Raw genomic sequence first — 16817 nt, 5'->3', positions numbered from 1 at the left:
TGCGTCCCGGCATCGGGCCACCAGGCGCCGGAGGGCTGGCAGTATGACCCTTCCTGCTGCGCTGGGGTGGATTGCTACCAGGCACCGCCTTCGGATGTGAAAGAGACGAAATACGGCTATCAGCTCTCGACCGGCGAGCTGATTCCCTACAGCGACCACCGCATAAAGCGATCGCGCGACGAAAACTTTCACGAATGCAAGCCGGGTGGCGATATGAAGTCGCAGCACTCCTTCTGCCTCTATGTCCCCGACCGCGGCATGTAGTGGGAAGTGCTCTAGCACGCGATCGCCCAAGAAGATGGGCCCGCTTCTGAGAAAGGCGGGCCCTTCGGCGTGAATGGGCTCCAGGCTTACTTGTTGCAGTTCTGGATATTGGATGTGGTGTTGCCGGTAGCGGTATTGTTGTCCGTGTCGTTGCCGGCCGCGTCCTTGCAGCGGTCGTTTGCGCCGTTGGACTTGGTGCTGTTCGTGCTGTTGGTGGCGTTTGGATCGATCGTGCCGTTGCTACTGCCCGTGCCTGTTGCGGCGCCGGTGCCAGTGGTGCCTGTGGTTGGGCCGGTGCCGTTGGTGCCGTCCCCGGTGCCCGAGCCGCTGGTTTGGGCCATCGCGGAAGTCGCCAGGACAATTGCAAGTACCGATGCGGAAAGAAGTTTGATCATGGTAATAATCTCCTGTTGATCGCCTGATTGCGATTAGAATCAACAAGAAATGCGCCCGGATGTTCCAAAGGTCGCTGATCGGGTGCAGATTTTGTTGATCAATGTTGATGTACGCCGGACAAATTTAACGATTATACTATGTTGATCGGTGTTGTTTCTGGATTTATTTGTTCGTGCGAACCTTCTGGCGCGGGTTGATGCCACCCGCGTCGGTGGTGTCATTCTCGACATCACCTTCGACAGTGTTCTCGCCGTGCTCCAGCTCGTCGCCTTCCTTGATGGTGCCCTTGGAGGTTCCAATGCCGGGATCATTGCCCAGATCGGCATCGCTCGGTTTTTTCGATTTCGGGTGCTGGTTTCCGCTCATGGTCGTTCCTCGTTATGTCTTTCGAACCGGAAGCGGCGCGGAATGTTCCGGCGTCAGACGCCGAACGGATAGGTTTCTGGCATGCCTTCAGCGGCGTGTTCGGGTCCGAGCGGCGTAACCGCGCTGGTCTCGTCGAACCAGACAAAGGCATCGAATTGCCGCGCCAGAGAAGCGTCGGCATAGTGGCTGTGCAGTTCGGTTTCCGGCCGGTAGATCACGCCGATGAACCGTTCCAGGCGGCGTTCGGTCAGCCGGTCGCGCAGCTTCGGGGCGCGTGTCAGGTCAAGCAGGAACCGGTCGATGCCGGCTTCGTGGCAGAGCCGCTCGTAGCTGTCCTCGCGCGATGGCCGCACCGACTTGATTTCCATCTCGCCGTCCCAGTCGTTCGCCGCCGCGACAGTGCCGGTGTGCGTGCCGAAACCGATGAGAGCCGCGGCATCGCCGAAGCGCTGCCGGCAGAGCTGGCCGATATTCACTTCCTCGCGCGAGATTCCCATTTCGGTGTAGCGGGCATCGCCGATGTGGGAATTGTGCGCCCACACGACGGCCTTCGCGTTCGGGCCATGCGCATCCAGCACATGGCCCAGCGTCTCGAACATATGCGTGTCGCGCAGATTCCAGGAGTGCGGTCCGCCATAATACATGACGCGGTAATACTGCTCCGCCGAAGCGACGAGCCGGGCATTCTGCGCGGCGTCGAACAGTTCCTCGCCGCCCCGGCCGGCATGATCGAGTTGCCTCGCCAGCATGTCGCGGCACTGCTCGAGGACCGCTTCCTCGCATTCGCGGTAGCCCTTGGTCAGCGCGGCGCGGCCGTAGGTCGACGGCTCGGTCTGCCACGGCGTAAGGCAGCCATAGCGTTCCCGCGCAACCCTTGCCGCTTCCGGGTCGACGCGGTCGAGATACTCCAGGACGGCGGCGATCGAACCGCGCATGTTGTAGATGTCGAGGCCGTAGAGACCTGCTTGCGGCTGCAGCGCCTTGACCTTGTCATTGTGCTTGCGCAGCCATTCCACGAATGCCGCGACATCGGTGTTGCGCCACATCCAGCTTGGAAAGCGCTGGAACGGCCGATTGGCGCCGGGCGAGGCGCCTCGACCGCGGACATAGCGGTCGATGGCCGCTGCATCGGGCCAGTCGGCCTCGACCGCGACGATTGCGAAGCCGTGCCTCTCGATCAGCCTTTTGGTGATCGCCGCGCGCGCCCGGTAGAATTCGGACGTGCCATGGCTGGATTCGCCGAGCAGGACGATCCGCCGGTCCGCGAAACGGTCGAACGGTTCGGCAAACGCAGGGTCGTCGAAGTCGGAAAGCGGCTCGGCGACCGCGGCGATCATTTCCGGCAGGCTGCGTTTGCGCGCCAGTGGCGTCGTGGGGACAGTCGCCGGGCGGCTTTCCTCCCGCCAGCCCTGTTCGCCGATCAACGGGGCGAAGCGCACGCCGCCGAAATCCTCCTCGCTATAGGTCGATGCGCCCGTGCGGGTCACCTTGAGCAGCCGCTGCTCGTCGGGATCGTCGCCCACCGGAATGACCAGCCTGCCGCCGACGTCGAGCTGCTGCTGCAAGGCCAGCGGTGCGCCCGGTCCGCTCGCCGCCACCACGATGGCGTCGAAGGGTGCTGCTTCGGGCCAGCCTTTGGTGCCGTCGCCGATCCGCACTTCGATGTTGCCGTAGCCTAGTCTTTGAAAGCGTCGCCGTGCGTCCTCGGCCAGTGGCGCGTGGCGTTCGATCGTGTAGACATGGTCGACGACGCGGCTCATGACGGCGGCGGCGTAGCCTGATCCCGTGCCGACCTCGAGCACCTGGTCGCCTGGGCCGATTTCCGCCATCTCCAGCATGAAGGCAACGATGTAAGGCTGCGATATCGTCTGCCCTTCCGCGATCGGCAGCGGTCCGTCCTCATAGGCGAATTCCTCATACCCTGGGCCCACGAAGACTTCGCGCGGAACCTCCCGCATCGCCGCCAGGATTTCCCGATCATGGATGCCGCGCCGGCCAAGATGCACATCGACCATCCGTCGACGCTCACGGGAAAGATCAAGCATCGCAATCGCCTTCTATTCGCCCGCCTCCATCATCGTCCTGGCAGGCTCCCGAGCGACGTTTTCCTCGATCTCATCGTGGCCTGGAGTCTGCGGCAGCGCCTTGCGGAAGTTCTTGGCGTAATCGGGCGGCATTTTTGGCGGCATCATCGGCTCGTAGGCGTCGACCAGCGCCTCGATGATCACCGGCCCGCTGGTGGCGAAAGCCTGGTCGAGCACGCGCTCGACCTCCTCCGCCCGCTCGATGCTGAAGCCTTTTCCGCCCATCGCTTCGGCGGCCTTGGCGAAATCGATCGGCTGCAATTCGCAGCCGAATTGCGGGTTGCCGAGGAACATCATCTGCTCCCAGGCGATCTGGTTCAGCATGTTGTTCTTGATGACCAGGATTTTCAGCGGAATGCCGTAGCGCACCGCCGTGGAGAACTCGCCGAGCTGCATGGCGAGACCGCCGTCGCCGACGATCGCCGCGACAGGCCGGCCCGGAAAGGCGATGCCGCCCGCGATCGCATAGCTCAAACCGCAGGACATGGAGGCGAGCGCGCCCGAAACGCCGAAAGCCTGTCCCGCGCGGAGATCGACATGGCGCGCGGCAAGTTCCGTGTTCTGGCCGGAATCGGTCGCCAGCACCGTATTCTCGGCAAGGCGCTCGCCGAAGGCGCGCACGACGCGTTGCGGCTTGAGCGGATGGGCCAAGCCATCTTCCGACTGGCGCATCATCTCGCGCCATTTCTGCATCGAGCTCTGCGCGGTCGCCAGGAATGCGCCGTCGCCCTTCTGCTTCAGCCGCTTGTTGAGGGCGCGCAAGGTCTCCGCCGCATCGCCGACCAGACCGGCCTCGACCGGGAAGCGCAGGCCGATGCGCTGCGCGTCGCAATCGATCTGGACGCCAAGGGCTTTGCCAGGCTGCGGATAGTACTCGATATAGGGGAAGGTCGAGCCGACGATGAGGACGGCGTCGCACGTCTCCATCGCCTCCTGCGATGGCAAGGTGCCCAGAATGCCGATGCCGCCCGTGGTGTAGGGATGGTCGTCCGGCAGCACCGCCTTGCCAAGCAAGGCCTTGACGATCGGCGCCTGCAGCAACCGGGCCGTTTCTTCGAGCTCGGCCGCCGCCCCGATCGCTCCGCGCCCCGCCAGGATCGCCACGCGCCGCGCGTCGTTGAGGATTGCCGCCGCTTTGTCCAGCTCCACATCCTGCGCGAGGCAATGCGGAGCGAACATGTCTTGCGGCGTGTGCGCCGGCCGGTTGCGCTTGGATCGCTTGGCCGCGTCGGCGGGCTGTTCCTGGATATCGCTGGCGATCGAGAGATGCGCGACGCCCTTGCGGGCGAGCGCCGTGCGGCAGGCGAGGCTTGCCACGTTTTCCATATGCGCCGCGTCCGAGACCTGGACGTTGTAGACGCTGACGTCGTTGAAGACGCGGGTAAGATCGACATCCTGCTGCGTGAAAGTCTCGATCAGGTCATGGAACTGCATGCCGGTGATCGCCAGCACCGGCGCCTGGTCGAGCTTGGCGTCGTAGAGGCCGGTGAGAAGATGCGTGCCGCCGGGCCCGGATGTTGCGAGGCACACCCCGAGCTTCCCTGTCCATTTGGCGTAGGCGCAAGCCATGAAGGCGGCCGATTCCTCGTGCCGCACCTGGACGAAGGATATCCTGTCCTGGTTCTTGCGCAGCGCTTCCATGACGCCGTTTATGCCGTCGCCAGGCAACCCGAACACGACTTCGACGTTCCAGGCAATCAAGGTGTCGACGAGAATTTCGGCTGCATTTTGCATGGCGAGGCTCCGCTGTTGGCTTTCCGAACCAGCGAGGCTGCGGTTGGTTCCCTCGCCGGATCGAGGCGGCTCAAGACCAAAAGGAACCCGATTGCGCAGGGTTGGGCGCCCACTGCACTGTGGGCGCATGAGGAGGCGTCCATGCAAGAACCTGTTTTCTGCGATACTTCGCTTTTGCGGGTCGCCTATCTGAGCGGTGGATCCGAGGATGGACCGCCTGTGCTGCTCCTCCATGGTTGGCCGGATGATGCGACGACTTTTGCGGATGTGGCGCCATCGCTTCAGGCCGCGGGCCTCCGAACCTTCGCGCCATGGCTGCGCGGATTTGGGAAGACCTCGTTCCACTCCGATCAAACGATGCGCTCAGGCGAGATCGCCGCCATGGCGCAGGACGCGCTCGATTTTGCCGACGCCATCGGCCTCGAACGGTTCGCGGTTGTCGGCCATGACTGGGGCCTATCTGCTCGCCTCCGTCTTTCCGCAGCGCATAACATGCTGCGCGGCGCTTTCGCTGGGGTGGCAGCCCGGCCCGCCTCCGACGCCGCCTTTGGAGCAGACGAAAGCCTTCTGGTATCAGTGGTTCATGGCGACCGGGCGCGGCGAAGAGTTCGTGCGGCAGCACGGTCGCTCCTTCGCGCGTTTCCAGTGGGACAGTTGGAGTCCCCCAGGCTGGTTCGACGACGCGCTGTTCGAACGGGTGGCGAGGTCCTTCGAAAATCCCGACTGGCCGGATGTCACGCTGCATTCCTATCGCGTGCGCTGGGGCGAGGCGGATCCCGACCCGCGCTATGCTGAACTTGCGCGCAAGCAAATTGAGGCGGAGGTCATCTTGGTGCCGACATTGGTCCTTCATGGCGACGACGATCGCGTCGTTCTGCCGGATTCCTCCGAAGGCAAGGAGCCGTATTTTACCGCCGGTTATGAGCGTGTGCTCCTGCCGGGTGTCGGTCATTTCCCGACGAGGGAAGCTCCTGGCCAGGTCCGGGAGAGGCTGGAGAGATTCCTGGTCGACTTCGGCAGGCAATAAAGCATGTCTCCCGAAGTGGGAACCGGTTTCGGGATAAAGACATGCGTAAGATCAAAAAACCTAAAGCGCATGGAGCGAATCTGAAAGATCGCGACGCGCTTTAGGCGACGTCGACTTCCGGGTTCGGGAAAGCTGCATCGAAAGGAGGTTCGTCGGTCCAGCGGAGAAGCGAAGCAGGAACCTTTTTTCCGTCAGTGGGTTAGTGGAGGCATTAACCCATGTTAGGGCGCGGCCGTGGCACGGAAGGTTCGTGAAGCACTGAGATCGGAACAGACGCTGTCCGAGACGACAACGCCGGAACGCGAGACGACCGTCGCGTTGGAGGCGCTGGGATCCAAGGAAGCGCCTTCCCGAATGCTGGAATTGGCGCGAAAGCTGGACGCCGCGATCGCGTTGCGTGCGCGCAAGGCCCGTCCCAATTGATTTTCAACTGACGACGCTCTGATCGCGCCGACCCGGAACAATCAGGGCCGGCATCCGTTCGCCTGTGAACCCTCCATGGGCAATCGGATGAAACCATGGGCAATCGGATGAAAAGCCTGATTCAAAGCCTGATGGCCGAGTTCCTGCCGCGCTGGTGGCGCCGAAAATCTCGCATCCCTGCGCCGCGAGAGATGCCCGTGCGTGCATCGTCGCGGGTAACGCCGGACCGTTCCCAGGCAAGCGGGGCAGGGGATGGGTCGGACGCCGTTCAAAAATAGTTCGAGCTGGGGATGCCCGCTCCACCGGCTGGAACATTCGCCCTGATTGCTCGTTCGGCAACATCATTCAGCGAGCACAAGGGACACCGACAATGCCGAAGAAAGCTTCCCCGGCCGACGCTACAGCCGTGGCTGAGATTCACGACCAGAAACTTGTCCGCGGCAGTGGCGGCGAGCTGCATCAGGTGGCCGAAGGCAAGGTCGAGGTGCAGACGACGGCGCTTGGCGCGCCGATCGCGGATGACCACAACACGTTGAAGATCGGCGACCGCGGTCCCACGCTGATCGAGGATTTTCATTTCCGCGAAAAGATCTTCCATTTCGATCATGAGCGCATCCCCGAGCGCGTCGTCCACGCGCGCGGCTACGGCGCCCATGGCTTCTTCGAGACGTATGAGTCGCTCGCCAAGTACACCAAGGCCGATATCTTCCAGCGGCCCGGCGAGAAGACACCCGCCTTCGTTCGTTTCTCGACCGTCGCCGGCAGCAAGGGGTCCTTCGACCTGGCGCGGGATGTGCGGGGCTTCGCCGTGAAGCTCTATACCAAGGAGGGCAATTGGGACCTCGTCGGCAACAACATCCCGGTCTTCTTCATCCAGGATGCGATCAGGTTTCCGGATATGGTCCATGCCGTGAAAGAGGAACCGGACAGGGCGTTCCCGCAGGCTCAATCCGCGCATGACAATTTCTGGGATTTTATCTCGCTCACGCCGGAATCGATGCACATGATCATGTGGATCATGTCCGATCGCGCCATTCCCCGGTCGTTCCGGTTCATGCAGGGTTTTGGCGTGCACACGTTCCGTCTTGTCAACGCCAAGGATGAATCGACCTTCGTCAAATTCATCTGGAAGCCGAAGCTGGGCATGCAGTCGGTGGTCTGGAACGAAGCCGTGAAGATCAACGGCGCCGATCCCGATTTCCACCGCCGCGACCTCTGGAACGCCATCCAGTCGGGCGATTTTCCGGAGTGGGAGCTCTGTGTCCAGCTCTTCGACCAGGATTTCGCCGACAGTTTCGACTTCGACATCCTCGATCCGACCAAGATCATTCCCGAGGAGATCATCGAGCCGATCCCGGTCGGGCGGCTTGTCCTCGATCGCATGCCTGAGAACTTCTTCGCCGAGACCGAACAGGTTGCCTTCATGACGCAGAACGTGCCGCCAGGCATCGACTTTTCCAACGATCCCCTGCTGCAGGGACGCAACTTCTCCTATCTCGACACGCAGCTCAAGCGCCTGGGCAGCCCCAACTTCACCCACCTTCCCATCAACGCGCCGAAATGTCCCTTCCATCATTTCCAGCAGGACGGTCACATGGCGATGCGCAATCCCGCCGGCCGCGCCAACTATCAGCCGAATTCCTGGGGCGAGGGGCCGCGTGAGTCACCCGAGCGGGGCTTCCGCTCCTTTGCCGATGCGGAGGAGGGGCAGAAGGTCCGGCTGCGGGCGGAGAGCTTCGCCGATCACTACAGCCAGGCCCGGCAATTCTTCCTCAGCCAGACCGAGCCTGAGCAGCGTCATATCGGGATGGCTTTGACGTTCGAACTGAGCAAGGTCGAGACGCCGGTCATCCGCGAGCGGATGATCTCCCATCTGCTCAACATCGACGAGACGCTGGCGACCACGGTCGCCGACAAGCTCGGCATCAAGACCATGCCGGCCCCTGCCGACGCCGCTGTGCCGACACGCGATGACCTCGAGCTGTCGCCCGCGCTCAGCATCATCAACAACGGGCCGGACAGCTTCAAGGGCCGCAAGATCGGCGTGCTCGTCAGCGACGGCATCGATTCCGGCTTGCTGCAAGCGGTGCGGGATGCGGCGCAAGCCGAAGGCGCCAAGGCGGAAATCGTGGCGCGCCGGGTGGGCGGTGTCGAGGCAGGCGATGGCAGCTGGATCGAAGCCAATCACATGATCGACGGCGGTCCTTCCGTTCTCTTCGATGCGGTCGTGCTGCTCGTTTCCGAGGAAGGCGCCGAGATGCTGTCCAGGGATGCTGCGGCAAAGGACTTCGTGTCCGATGCCTTCGCGCATCTGAAGTTCATCGGCTTCGTCGCGGATGCCGGACCTCTGCTGGCAAGCGCCGGGGTAGCAGCCGATGCGGATGAGGGGCTCATCGAACTCACGGGCGGCGATTCCGCGCGCTCATTCGTCGAGGCTTGCCGCAAGCTGCGGCTTTGGGCGAGGGAAGGTGCCGTCAAACTCTGATTTTCGCGGGAACATTTCGAGCGCCTGCCGGTTCGAAAGAAGATCGCCCTCCCTCCAGCGATCCAGGGTCCCATCAAGACCTGACAAGGCCCGTTGCCGCATGCAGGCAGCGGGCCTTCTCTATCTGCCGATATTCGGTTGCGGCGAGCCTACAAAACCGGGCCCGACGGGAACAAGCGGATGCCTGCGGGGTTGCTTTCGAGAGAAGGGAACTGTCAGCAGGAGGCCGCAATGAGCGAGGCCATGACCACCTCAAATCACGAAGTGATCCGAGCTTGGATCGAGGCGCGCGAAGGCCGACCTGCAGTTGTCGCGACGCCGGGGAAGGCTGCAACGCTGCGGGTCGATTTCGGCGCCGGCGACGAAGATCTGAGGCCGATCGAATGGGAGGATTTCTTCAAGGTGCTGGACGACAACAACCTGGCGTTCGTTCACCAGGACATGACCGCGGAGGGCAGCACCAGCCGTTTCAATAAGTTCGTGCCGCGCGAGTAGCCATTCGGGAGCAACGGATTTCGACTGTCACTGAGCCCCCGGCATCTTGCTGGCGTCCTGTGGATTCTTCGTGATGCCGGCAGCTGGCGAGCTATCCTGCGGCGCATTCCCGCCCTGGTTTTGTTCGGGCGTGCGCTTCCATGGCGCCGAAGATGAGCCGCTGTCGACACGAATGAAGACCCAGTAACATGCCAGCAGCACGATCAAGGTCAGTATGAGCGGCAAAACAACACGTCTCATGCCGATTCCTTCCTGGCCTTTGTCGAGGGCAAGCCGGTCCGAGTGTCTGGGTGTCTGGCTCAGGCTCCCCGCCGTCGCGCCGCCTCGCGCTCGACATCGTCAGCCGAATAATCGCCGGCAGCCGGGTCGAATGCTGTCCATCCGTCCGCTTGGTATTCACTGCGGCGGTCGGCGATGTCGACCGATGCGGAGCTGCGGAGAACTTCACGGGCTTCCGAAGCGAGGTCGTCCTCGACACGAGCCGTCACCAGCGTGCCGCCGCGGCGGACGCCTTCGGCATAGACATGCGCGTCCTGCTCCGGCACGCCGGCGTCGGTCAGGCTGCCGATGATGCCGCCGGCCGCGCCGCCCACAATCGCCCCGGCGACGGCGCCCGCGGCCGTCGCCGCCAGCCAGCCGGCCGCGACCACCGGCCCGACGCCCGGTATCGCCATCGCGCCCAGGCCCGTTGCCAGGCCGCCGGCGCCACCCACGACCGCGCCGATGCCGGCGCCGCTGGCGGCATCCTCGGCTGCGGGGGATTGCGTGTTCCTATGCCAGCCGCGGGCATTGTTGGCCATGATGCTGATGTCGGATGACGGAACGCCGGTGGACTCCAGCGCGCCCACGGCGTCGGCGGCATCGTCATAGTCGTCGAACAGGGCGGTGATCGTTTGCATGTCGGTTCTCCTGTCTACTGTTGGCCGGCAAAGACGTTGCCCTGGTAATCGAGCGCGACGGAGGTGCCTTTGCCGTCCTTCGTCGCCTGGCCGCGCCAGATGCCCTGTTCGTCCTTGGCGAGGGCGGAGACGTCCGCATAGCCGGCGTCCTGGATGCGCTTCTTCGCCTGCGCTTCGGTGAAGCTGTTCGCGCCGGGGACCGGAGCGGGTGGTTTGGGCGTCGATGCCGATTTGACCGCCGGCGTGCTCGCGCTGGCGCCTGCGATCTTCTCGATCATGTCCTGATGCATCTTCAGCGTCGGCAGCGTCTCCGCTGCGAAAGATTTGAGGGCAGGATTGTCTCCATCCTTGGCGTAGGCCCCGAACAGGCCGACGGCGTCGGCATGCGCCTTACGCTGCATCTCGACGTAAGGCTGGTCCAGCGAAGCCGTCGTGCTCTGCAATCGTTCCAGATCGCTCTTATGAGCGGCATCGGATTGCGCCGGCACCTGCAGCTTCTGCTCGCCGGCGATCTTCTGCAATTTGGCGTTCGCCGCGCCGTGATCGGTGATCATGCGCTTGGCAAAATCCTTGATCTGCTGATCCTTCGCATTGTCCTGCGCGATCTTGCTCGAATCCACTTCGAACATCCCGCCTATCGCAGCCTTGTTGACGAAGGTCTGCGCGTCGTCGGCCGCGAAGGCAGGGAGGGCAAGCATCAGCGCGGCGGTCGCCGATGGGATAAGGAATATCCGCATGCTCATGGGGCAAGGCTCCTTTGGTCTTGGTGGCACCGAACCACCGTTCCGGCCCTTTGTTCCCCAACGACCTCGTTTCCATGACGTAAAAAATCGCCCGGCCGTGGCGGGGCGGGTCTTGGGGTGGATCCGCTTGGGTGCCGAAGGTGCCTGGACGACAAATCCGGCAGCGTCAGCCGCCACGCTGGCTCTGCAGCCGATGACGGCAACAAACCTCGTATCGGGCCAATCGTTCGATGAATTTTCCGGCGCACTGGCCAAAAACATCATTTGTTATTGCGACTTGGCAAATCGAGGCCGGTCGGCGCGAGCGCTTTTCGAAAAATGTGGCAAGCGCCTGCCTTGATGGAACGGAGGACTTTAGTCGGAGTTTAGCGGCAGACAACGCGATGGAGAAATCCAACATGGAATATGCTGCCGAGAATCTTTGTCCTGAAATCGCCGAACGGGAACGGTGCGCGGCCATGGCCGAGGCGCAAGCGAGGGAATTTGAACGCATCAAGATGTATCCCGTGGCACGCGCAATGCGCGCCTTGGCCTGCCGCATCAAAGAGTCCAGCCTGACACAGGAATTCGACACGCGAACTGCTCTCGCGATATCGCCGCGATTTGAGGGTCATATGCTTTGAGCGCGCTCTCACCGATCTCGGCGAAAGCCGTCCATATTTGCGTGGACATGCAGCAGATGTTCACGCCGCCGTGGCCATGGGCGGTCGATTGGCTGCCCGTGATCCTGCCACAAGTTCAGAGGCTGGTGCGCAAGCGACCAGAAGCCACGATCTTCACCAGGTTCATCCCCGCGCGAAATCCGGGCGAGGGCCACGGCCAGTGGAAACAATATTATGAGCATTGGGCGGACATGACGATCGCAAGGGCCGGCAAGGAGGCGGTGGACCTTCTGCCCGAGCTTGCCGTCCATATCCCGCCGGCGCGCGTGTTCGACAAGCCGATCTATTCGCCGTGGCTGAGCGGCGAACTCGCTGGTGTGCTTCAGTCCGAAGGCGTCGAGGAGGTCATCGTCAGCGGCGGTGAGGCCGATATGTGCGTTTTGGCGACCCTGCTCGGCTCTATCGATCTTGGCTATCGAACGATCCTCGCGGAGGACGCCATCTGCAGCGCGTCCGATGAGGCCTATGAGAACATCCTGAAACTCTTCACCAAGCGGTACTCCCACCATGTCGAGGTCGCGCCGGTGGAGGCAATTCTCGAATGCTGGCGATAGCGGAGAGGCGGCGCCCCCGACCAGCAGACTGCTTTTCGTTCGGAACATCTCGCTACTTTCTTAGTTCGGTCGGCGCCGGCGCGTTCCGCGTCCCGAATGCGCGGTCTTGGGCAGGCGTCCTATCGAAAGGCTCGCCCGTTCACCCCCTTTGCGGGCGAGCCTTCGGTCGGTCCAAGATTTGTGGGCCGTGATGGCGTTTGCGTCAGGCCCTGAGTTTAACAGCTGATTGAAAGAAGTAGATCAGGCGGAACGAAAGCGAGATCCAGGAATTAAATACAAGAATTCAAACACTACTTATAGGAGGACGAAATGGGACGAGGTATTCTGCTCTGGCTGCTCGGCGTTCCAATTCCGATCATCATCCTTTTGATGCTTTTTGCACGTTAGGAGCCCACGATGACCTTTTCCCCGGCCGACGAACCGGCAACGATTGAGACATCATCCTCCGCCGTCAATTGGGGGCCGATCGTGGCCGGCGCTTTTGCGGCAGCCACCTTGACCGTCATCCTCATGCTTGTCGGTTCCGGACTCGGCTTGGCGATGATGTCGCCATGGGGTAGCCCTTCCCTGACGACATTTGCGGTGTCGACCGCGGTCTGGCTCGTTATCGTGCAATGGCTGTCATCTGCGTTAGGCGGCTATGTCGCCGGGCGGCTCCGCACGAAGTGGGTCAACGTGCATACCGACGAGGTGTATTTCCGCGACACCGCGCATGGGTTCCTGGCCTGGGCCCTGGCTACGCTGCTCGTGGCCACGGTCCTCGGCTCGGCGGTCTCCGGAATTGCGGGGACGGGCGCCCAGGCGACGACTGGTTTGCTGAGCGGCGCGGCCGCCGGTGCGGCTTCGCAGGCTTCGTCGGCGCAAAATCCGTCCGCTAACGATCTCGCCGGCTATTTCGTGGACGCGCTCTTCCGGCCGGCCGGCAACGCGGCCGCGCCTACAGCGGCGGCAACGCCCCAAAACAACGCGGACGCCGCGGCACAGGCCGCGCGCATACTGACAATCAGCGCTGCGAACGGCGAAATGAGCGCGGATGACAAGGCCTATCTTGCCCAACTCGTGGCATCCCGCACGGGCCTTCCCCAGGCGGAGGCGCAGAAGCGGGTCGACGAGGTCCTGGCGCGTGCCGAGGACGCCAAGAACAAAGCCAAGGCAGCCGCCGACAAGGCCCGCAAGGCGAGCGCCGCCGCTGCACTGGTTGGCGCGCTGTCGCTGGTGATTGGCGCGTTCATTGCTGCGGTCGCGGCAGCGCTAGGCGGCAGGCAAAGAGACGAAGACGAGGCGGGCTATTTGCGCAGCGACTCCCGGACGGTTACGACCGCTGTCGGCTAAAGCATGTCTCCCGAAAGTGGGAACCGGTTTCGGGATAAAGACCTGCGTAAGTCAAAAACCTAAAGCGCATGGAGCGAATCTGAAAGATTGCGACGGCTTTAGAGTGGTTCGCCGCTTCACCGAAGCGGCGAACCACTCTATCTCTTTGTTTTCTCGCAATTTCCAGCGGAAGCCGCTCACACTTTTCCTGCAATTGCTCTAATGGCGCGAAGCGGGACGGCAGCCGTGAAATTGAGACCGCTCGGAGCGAACCGCAACTCCACCGTCGCTCCGAGCTCGTAAGGCAAGGTCCGCTCGAGCACCTCGAAACCGAAGCCTCGTCGCTCGGTCTGCTCCAAATCGTCAACACCGCTTTCAGCCCAGACGAAGCGGAGCAGATCTTCCTCCAAACGCCATCCGATGTCGATGCGGCCAGCCCGGTTGGAGCTGGCAAGCGCCCCGTATTTCAACGCGTTCGTCGCCAGTTCGTGGATGGCCAAGCCCATCGTCTCGGCAGCCTTGGGGGCGAGCGTCAATGGCGGCCCCTCGATCGTCAGGTTATCGCCCTCCCGGCCCCCGGCGGCGCGCAATTCCTCGGCGACGATTAATGCCAGGTTGATCTCGATCGACGGACGGCGTGTGATCGCCGCCTGCACGCGGGCGAAAGCGTTGATGCGCCCTTCCAGGTGAGCCGCGGCTTCGTCCAGGGATTCGCTTTTCTCCGTCGTACGCCGCACGATCGAGCGGATCACGGCCAGCGTGTTGCGCATATGATGCTGCAACTCGGCGAAGCGAGCCTGCTGCTGTTCCTCGGCTTGCTTCCGGCGCGTGATGTCCTGGCCGACGCCGCCGATATGGGCGACCTTTCCAGCCTCATCGCGCATCGGAAAGCCGGAATCGCGCAGCCAGCGTATCTCGCTGTCGGCCGGCCGGCAGATGCGGTATTCGAAGGTTGCGCGTTCGCCGTCGCGTATGCGCGCGATCTGGCCCAGCACATGCTCGCGATCCTTGGGCACGATAAGTTCGATCCAGGTGGCGAAATTGTCGCCGGCCAGGGCCTTTTGGCGGCTCATCCCGTAAATGGCGTCGAAGGCCGGCGTCAGGTATTCCCACTGCAGCGTGTCGGCATTGCGGGCCCAGAGCACATCCGAGGCGGCTTCGGCGAAATCCCGCAGGGTCTCGTCGCTCTCACGCAGCCGGGCTTCGGCGCGCCCATGCCCGCGCAAGGCCGTCTTGACATCTGCCAGACCGCGTTCAAGCGGCTTGTTGGGCGGGCCCTTGGACATCACTCCTCGTTGGCGTCGAGATGCCTGCCCTCGCGATCGAGATGCAGATAATTGGGATTGAACAGCGCGACATCCTGCAGTGCCTGGAGGTTGGGAATGGTCAGCGTCCTGTCCTTCAGCACGATGAGGTTCGAGGCGCGCAGCTCCTGCAGCGTGCGATTGACGTGAACCGTCGACATGCCCAGCGTCTCGCCCAGTTCCGTCTGCGTCAACGGGAATTCGCAACTGCTGTCGCTTGTGCAGCCGGCGGCCTCCAGCCGGATGAACAGCTCGCACAACAGATGCGCCATCCGCTCGAGCGCATCGCGCTGGCCGAGGTTGACTGTCCACTCGCGCTGGATCGCCGCCGCGACCAGCGATTCCCACCACAGAGCCTGAGTGATGCGCGGATGTCCGATCATCATCTCGTCGAAGGCGGCGCGCGAAATCTCCGAGACCGCGACTGGCGTGATGGCGCCGATCGAGTGGTCCATTTCTTTCAGGATGAAGACGTTGAGGTCACAGAGATCGCCGGGGAGGAAGAAAGCAATGATTTGCCGCCGCCCGTCCTCGAGGGTCTTATAGCGGCAGGCCCAGCCCTCGTTGATCAGGTTGATGAACTCAGGTTTCTCGCCTTCGTGGATGATGTCTTCGCGCGCGGCGAAGCGTCGGACGCGTTGCGCCGCAATTCTGACCAGCATCTCCTTGTCGGCCTGCGAAAGCCGCGTGAATTTCTCAAGCTTGCGGATCAGAGGTCGCCTCATCCCAGTCCTCTTTCCCGTGATACACACAATGATGCGGCGGCGACCTTACCTATGTTAATGTCGGACCGCGTAAGACGGTCCAAATGACTCCGCTCGGGAGGCTTGCCATGAACGAGAAATTCGCCGGCGCTCGTGTTCTGGTCATGGAAGACGAGTATTTTCTGGCTGAGGATATCACAAAAGCCCTCTTGGGGCTCGGGCTGACGGTCATCGGACCCTTCGCGACCCGTGACAAGGCCTTGAACTCCCTTGACCTGGATTGCGTCGACGCCGCCATACTTGATCTCGATCTGGCCGGTGGCATCGACTTTGCCGTGGCGGACGCGCTGCTGGAAAGGCGGCTTCCGTTTGTGTTCGCCACCGGCTATGACGCCGCTGCCATCCCCCCACGCTTTGCTGAGATTCGCAGGTTCGAAAAACCTTGCGACGCAACGGAACTGGCGCACCACATTGTGGACATGACGCGCGAGTCGCTGCCGATCCCTTGCGATCGATAATGGGTTGGTGCGGACTAGATGGCCGTCAAATCGAAGCTCACGGCGTAACCATGCCTGACGGCCGATCGCGCAATCATGTTGCTCAATTGCGGCCTCTCGACCGAGCAATCCGGCATGACGGTCAAGATGGCCCTCGTGGCCGCGGCGACCGACACCGGCGTGCGCTGCGAGGAACGCGTTTCCATGTAGTGTTCTATAAGCTCGTTCAGCCGCACAGGATAATATTTGATCACGCCGCAACCTTCCCTTAGCCGCGCTTTTGTTATGTTTGCATTTGATAATTGCGCCCTGCCTCGCCACGCATTAACCCATGCGAGGGAGGCGGAAATTCTTTGGAAGCTTGGGCGCGGTCAAGACCCCGATCGCAAAAAGGGCCCGCCTCGCCTGGGGGTAGAGTTAGGCGGGCCCTCCGGCTCTCTTCGGTTGCCACCGTCTTGTAAGCCAGGGTTGAAATTTATCCGAGCCCGGAAAGAGTCGCTTTAACCTGCGTTATTGTCGGGGACCTGAGCCGGGCGCAGATATCTTCAGCGTCACCCGGCGGACCCGGTTGAGTGGCGCCTGGGGACGCCCGCGAGGCGCTCAGCCAAGCAACAAGAGAACAAAATGGTCTCCGCTGCCAATGGCTATGACTTTTCCGACATCAAGGCTGTTGCGCGCGAGCTCGTGCAGTCCGATCCGTCCGTGTCGATAGAGGACATAGTCCGCTCGCTTTACGAAGATCTCTACGAAGGCCAACCCTGCCCGCCGGCGTTGATTGAAGCCGTCAAGCAAGCGTTGCAGCACCCGGCCAGCGGGCAAACAGGCGCAGGTGGTACCTGATGTGCGCCGCTCTTGTCCGCCCTGAGCTG

At 62.5% G+C, this 16817-nt stretch carries 20 protein-coding genes and 1 pseudogene; 11 read left to right on the top strand and 10 right to left on the bottom strand.

Annotated features, from left to right (window positions below):
* The first annotated feature begins 96 nt into the window (after window positions 1–96).
* Complete coding sequence (locus tag EOA24_RS41335) at window positions 97–264, top strand: hypothetical protein (protein WP_189341784.1); 168 nt, start codon at window positions 97–99, stop codon at window positions 262–264.
* An 86-nt stretch (window positions 265–350) separates the two neighbouring features.
* Here EOA24_RS41335 and EOA24_RS00340 read toward each other — a convergent pair whose 3' ends face one another.
* From EOA24_RS00340 to EOA24_RS00325, 4 genes are all read right to left on the bottom strand, one after another.
* Window positions 351–659 carry a hypothetical protein gene (locus EOA24_RS00340; RefSeq protein ID WP_126079176.1) on the bottom strand — a complete coding sequence of 103 codons (309 nt, stop codon included), beginning with the start codon at window positions 657–659 and terminating at the stop codon, window positions 351–353.
* A gap of 163 nt (window positions 660–822) precedes the next feature.
* A complete protein-coding gene (locus tag EOA24_RS00335) occupies window positions 823–1026 on the bottom strand; it encodes a hypothetical protein (RefSeq protein ID WP_126079175.1) in 204 nt (67 codons plus the stop codon).
* Between the two features lie 53 nt (window positions 1027–1079).
* The gene (locus EOA24_RS00330) at window positions 1080–3071 is read right to left on the bottom strand and encodes a protein-L-isoaspartate(D-aspartate) O-methyltransferase (RefSeq protein ID WP_126079174.1); all 1992 of its coding nucleotides are present in this window, start codon (window positions 3069–3071) and stop codon (window positions 1080–1082) included.
* 12 nt (window positions 3072–3083) lie between these two features.
* Entirely contained in the window at window positions 3084–4844 is a 1761-nt protein-coding gene (locus tag EOA24_RS00325; RefSeq protein ID WP_126079173.1) for a thiamine pyrophosphate-dependent enzyme, read from the bottom strand.
* Window positions 4845–4985: 141 nt separating this feature from the next.
* On the opposite strand from EOA24_RS00325, the pseudogene EOA24_RS42725 reads away from it, so the two are divergent.
* From EOA24_RS42725 to EOA24_RS00305, 5 genes and pseudogenes are all read left to right on the top strand, one after another.
* Window positions 4986–5240 (top strand): annotated as a pseudogene (locus EOA24_RS42725) (alpha/beta fold hydrolase); the annotation flags it as partial.
* A gap of 49 nt (window positions 5241–5289) precedes the next feature.
* Window positions 5290–5871, top strand: a complete 582-nt coding sequence (locus EOA24_RS00320) for an alpha/beta hydrolase (protein ID WP_245501727.1) — start codon at window positions 5290–5292, stop codon at window positions 5869–5871.
* 234 nt (window positions 5872–6105) lie between these two features.
* Complete coding sequence (locus EOA24_RS00315; RefSeq protein ID WP_126079171.1) at window positions 6106–6294, top strand: hypothetical protein; 189 nt, start codon at window positions 6106–6108, stop codon at window positions 6292–6294.
* A gap of 370 nt (window positions 6295–6664) precedes the next feature.
* Complete coding sequence (locus EOA24_RS00310; RefSeq protein WP_126079170.1) at window positions 6665–8779, top strand: catalase; 2115 nt, start codon at window positions 6665–6667, stop codon at window positions 8777–8779.
* 231 nt (window positions 8780–9010) lie between these two features.
* Complete coding sequence (locus EOA24_RS00305; RefSeq protein ID WP_126079169.1) at window positions 9011–9274, top strand: hypothetical protein; 264 nt, start codon at window positions 9011–9013, stop codon at window positions 9272–9274.
* Between the two features lie 27 nt (window positions 9275–9301).
* Here the strand turns inward: EOA24_RS00305 and EOA24_RS00300 are convergent, their stop codons facing one another.
* The 3 genes from EOA24_RS00300 to EOA24_RS00290 are packed head-to-tail and all read right to left on the bottom strand — an operon-like array spanning window position 9302 to window position 10916.
* Window positions 9302–9514, bottom strand: coding sequence for a hypothetical protein (locus EOA24_RS00300; protein ID WP_126079168.1), 213 nt, complete (start codon window positions 9512–9514; stop codon window positions 9302–9304).
* A gap of 59 nt (window positions 9515–9573) precedes the next feature.
* The gene (locus EOA24_RS00295) at window positions 9574–10173 is read right to left on the bottom strand and encodes a hypothetical protein (protein ID WP_126079167.1); all 600 of its coding nucleotides are present in this window, start codon (window positions 10171–10173) and stop codon (window positions 9574–9576) included.
* A 14-nt stretch (window positions 10174–10187) separates the two neighbouring features.
* Window positions 10188–10916, bottom strand: a complete 729-nt coding sequence (locus EOA24_RS00290) for a DUF4142 domain-containing protein (RefSeq protein WP_126079166.1) — start codon at window positions 10914–10916, stop codon at window positions 10188–10190.
* Between the two features lie 230 nt (window positions 10917–11146).
* Here EOA24_RS00290 and EOA24_RS00285 point away from each other — a divergent pair, with 230 nt between their 5' ends.
* From EOA24_RS00285 to EOA24_RS00275, 3 genes are all read left to right on the top strand, one after another.
* Window positions 11147–11539: a hypothetical protein gene (locus EOA24_RS00285; protein WP_126079165.1), complete on the top strand. Its 393-nt coding sequence runs from the start codon at window positions 11147–11149 to the stop codon at window positions 11537–11539.
* Entirely contained in the window at window positions 11536–12132 is a 597-nt protein-coding gene (locus EOA24_RS00280) for an isochorismatase family cysteine hydrolase (RefSeq protein ID WP_245463192.1), read from the top strand. Before EOA24_RS00285 ends, EOA24_RS00280 begins: the two co-directional genes overlap by 4 nt.
* Window positions 12133–12528: 396 nt before the next feature.
* Window positions 12529–13464, top strand: coding sequence for a hypothetical protein (locus EOA24_RS00275; RefSeq protein WP_126079164.1), 936 nt, complete (start codon window positions 12529–12531; stop codon window positions 13462–13464).
* Between the two features lie 176 nt (window positions 13465–13640).
* Here EOA24_RS00275 and EOA24_RS00270 read toward each other — a convergent pair whose 3' ends face one another.
* Together EOA24_RS00270 and EOA24_RS00265 are read right to left on the bottom strand one after the other, a co-directional pair.
* Entirely contained in the window at window positions 13641–14729 is a 1089-nt protein-coding gene (locus tag EOA24_RS00270; protein ID WP_127409375.1) for an HWE histidine kinase domain-containing protein, read from the bottom strand.
* Window positions 14729–15472, bottom strand: a complete 744-nt coding sequence (locus EOA24_RS00265; protein ID WP_126079162.1) for a Crp/Fnr family transcriptional regulator — start codon at window positions 15470–15472, stop codon at window positions 14729–14731. The genes EOA24_RS00270 and EOA24_RS00265 overlap by 1 nt, the downstream gene beginning before the upstream one ends.
* Before the next feature lie 107 nt (window positions 15473–15579).
* Here EOA24_RS00265 and EOA24_RS00260 point away from each other — a divergent pair, with 107 nt between their 5' ends.
* The gene (locus EOA24_RS00260; protein WP_126062591.1) at window positions 15580–15969 is read left to right on the top strand and encodes a response regulator; all 390 of its coding nucleotides are present in this window, start codon (window positions 15580–15582) and stop codon (window positions 15967–15969) included.
* Window positions 15970–15983: 14 nt separating this feature from the next.
* Here the strand turns inward: EOA24_RS00260 and EOA24_RS00255 are convergent, their stop codons facing one another.
* Window positions 15984–16202: a hypothetical protein gene (locus tag EOA24_RS00255; RefSeq protein ID WP_127409373.1), complete on the bottom strand. Its 219-nt coding sequence runs from the start codon at window positions 16200–16202 to the stop codon at window positions 15984–15986.
* A 370-nt stretch (window positions 16203–16572) separates the two neighbouring features.
* On the opposite strand from EOA24_RS00255, the gene EOA24_RS00250 reads away from it, so the two are divergent.
* Window positions 16573–16788 carry a hypothetical protein gene (locus EOA24_RS00250; RefSeq protein WP_126062589.1) on the top strand — a complete coding sequence of 72 codons (216 nt, stop codon included), beginning with the start codon at window positions 16573–16575 and terminating at the stop codon, window positions 16786–16788.
* Window positions 16789–16817 lie beyond the last annotated feature (29 nt).

The sequence above is a fragment of the Mesorhizobium sp. M2A.F.Ca.ET.039.01.1.1 genome, assembly GCF_003998035.1.
Classification (GTDB): domain Bacteria; phylum Pseudomonadota; class Alphaproteobacteria; order Rhizobiales; family Rhizobiaceae; genus Mesorhizobium.
The sequence above is the reverse complement of the archived record's forward strand: the minus strand, read 5'-3'. Positions and strand labels throughout refer to the sequence as shown.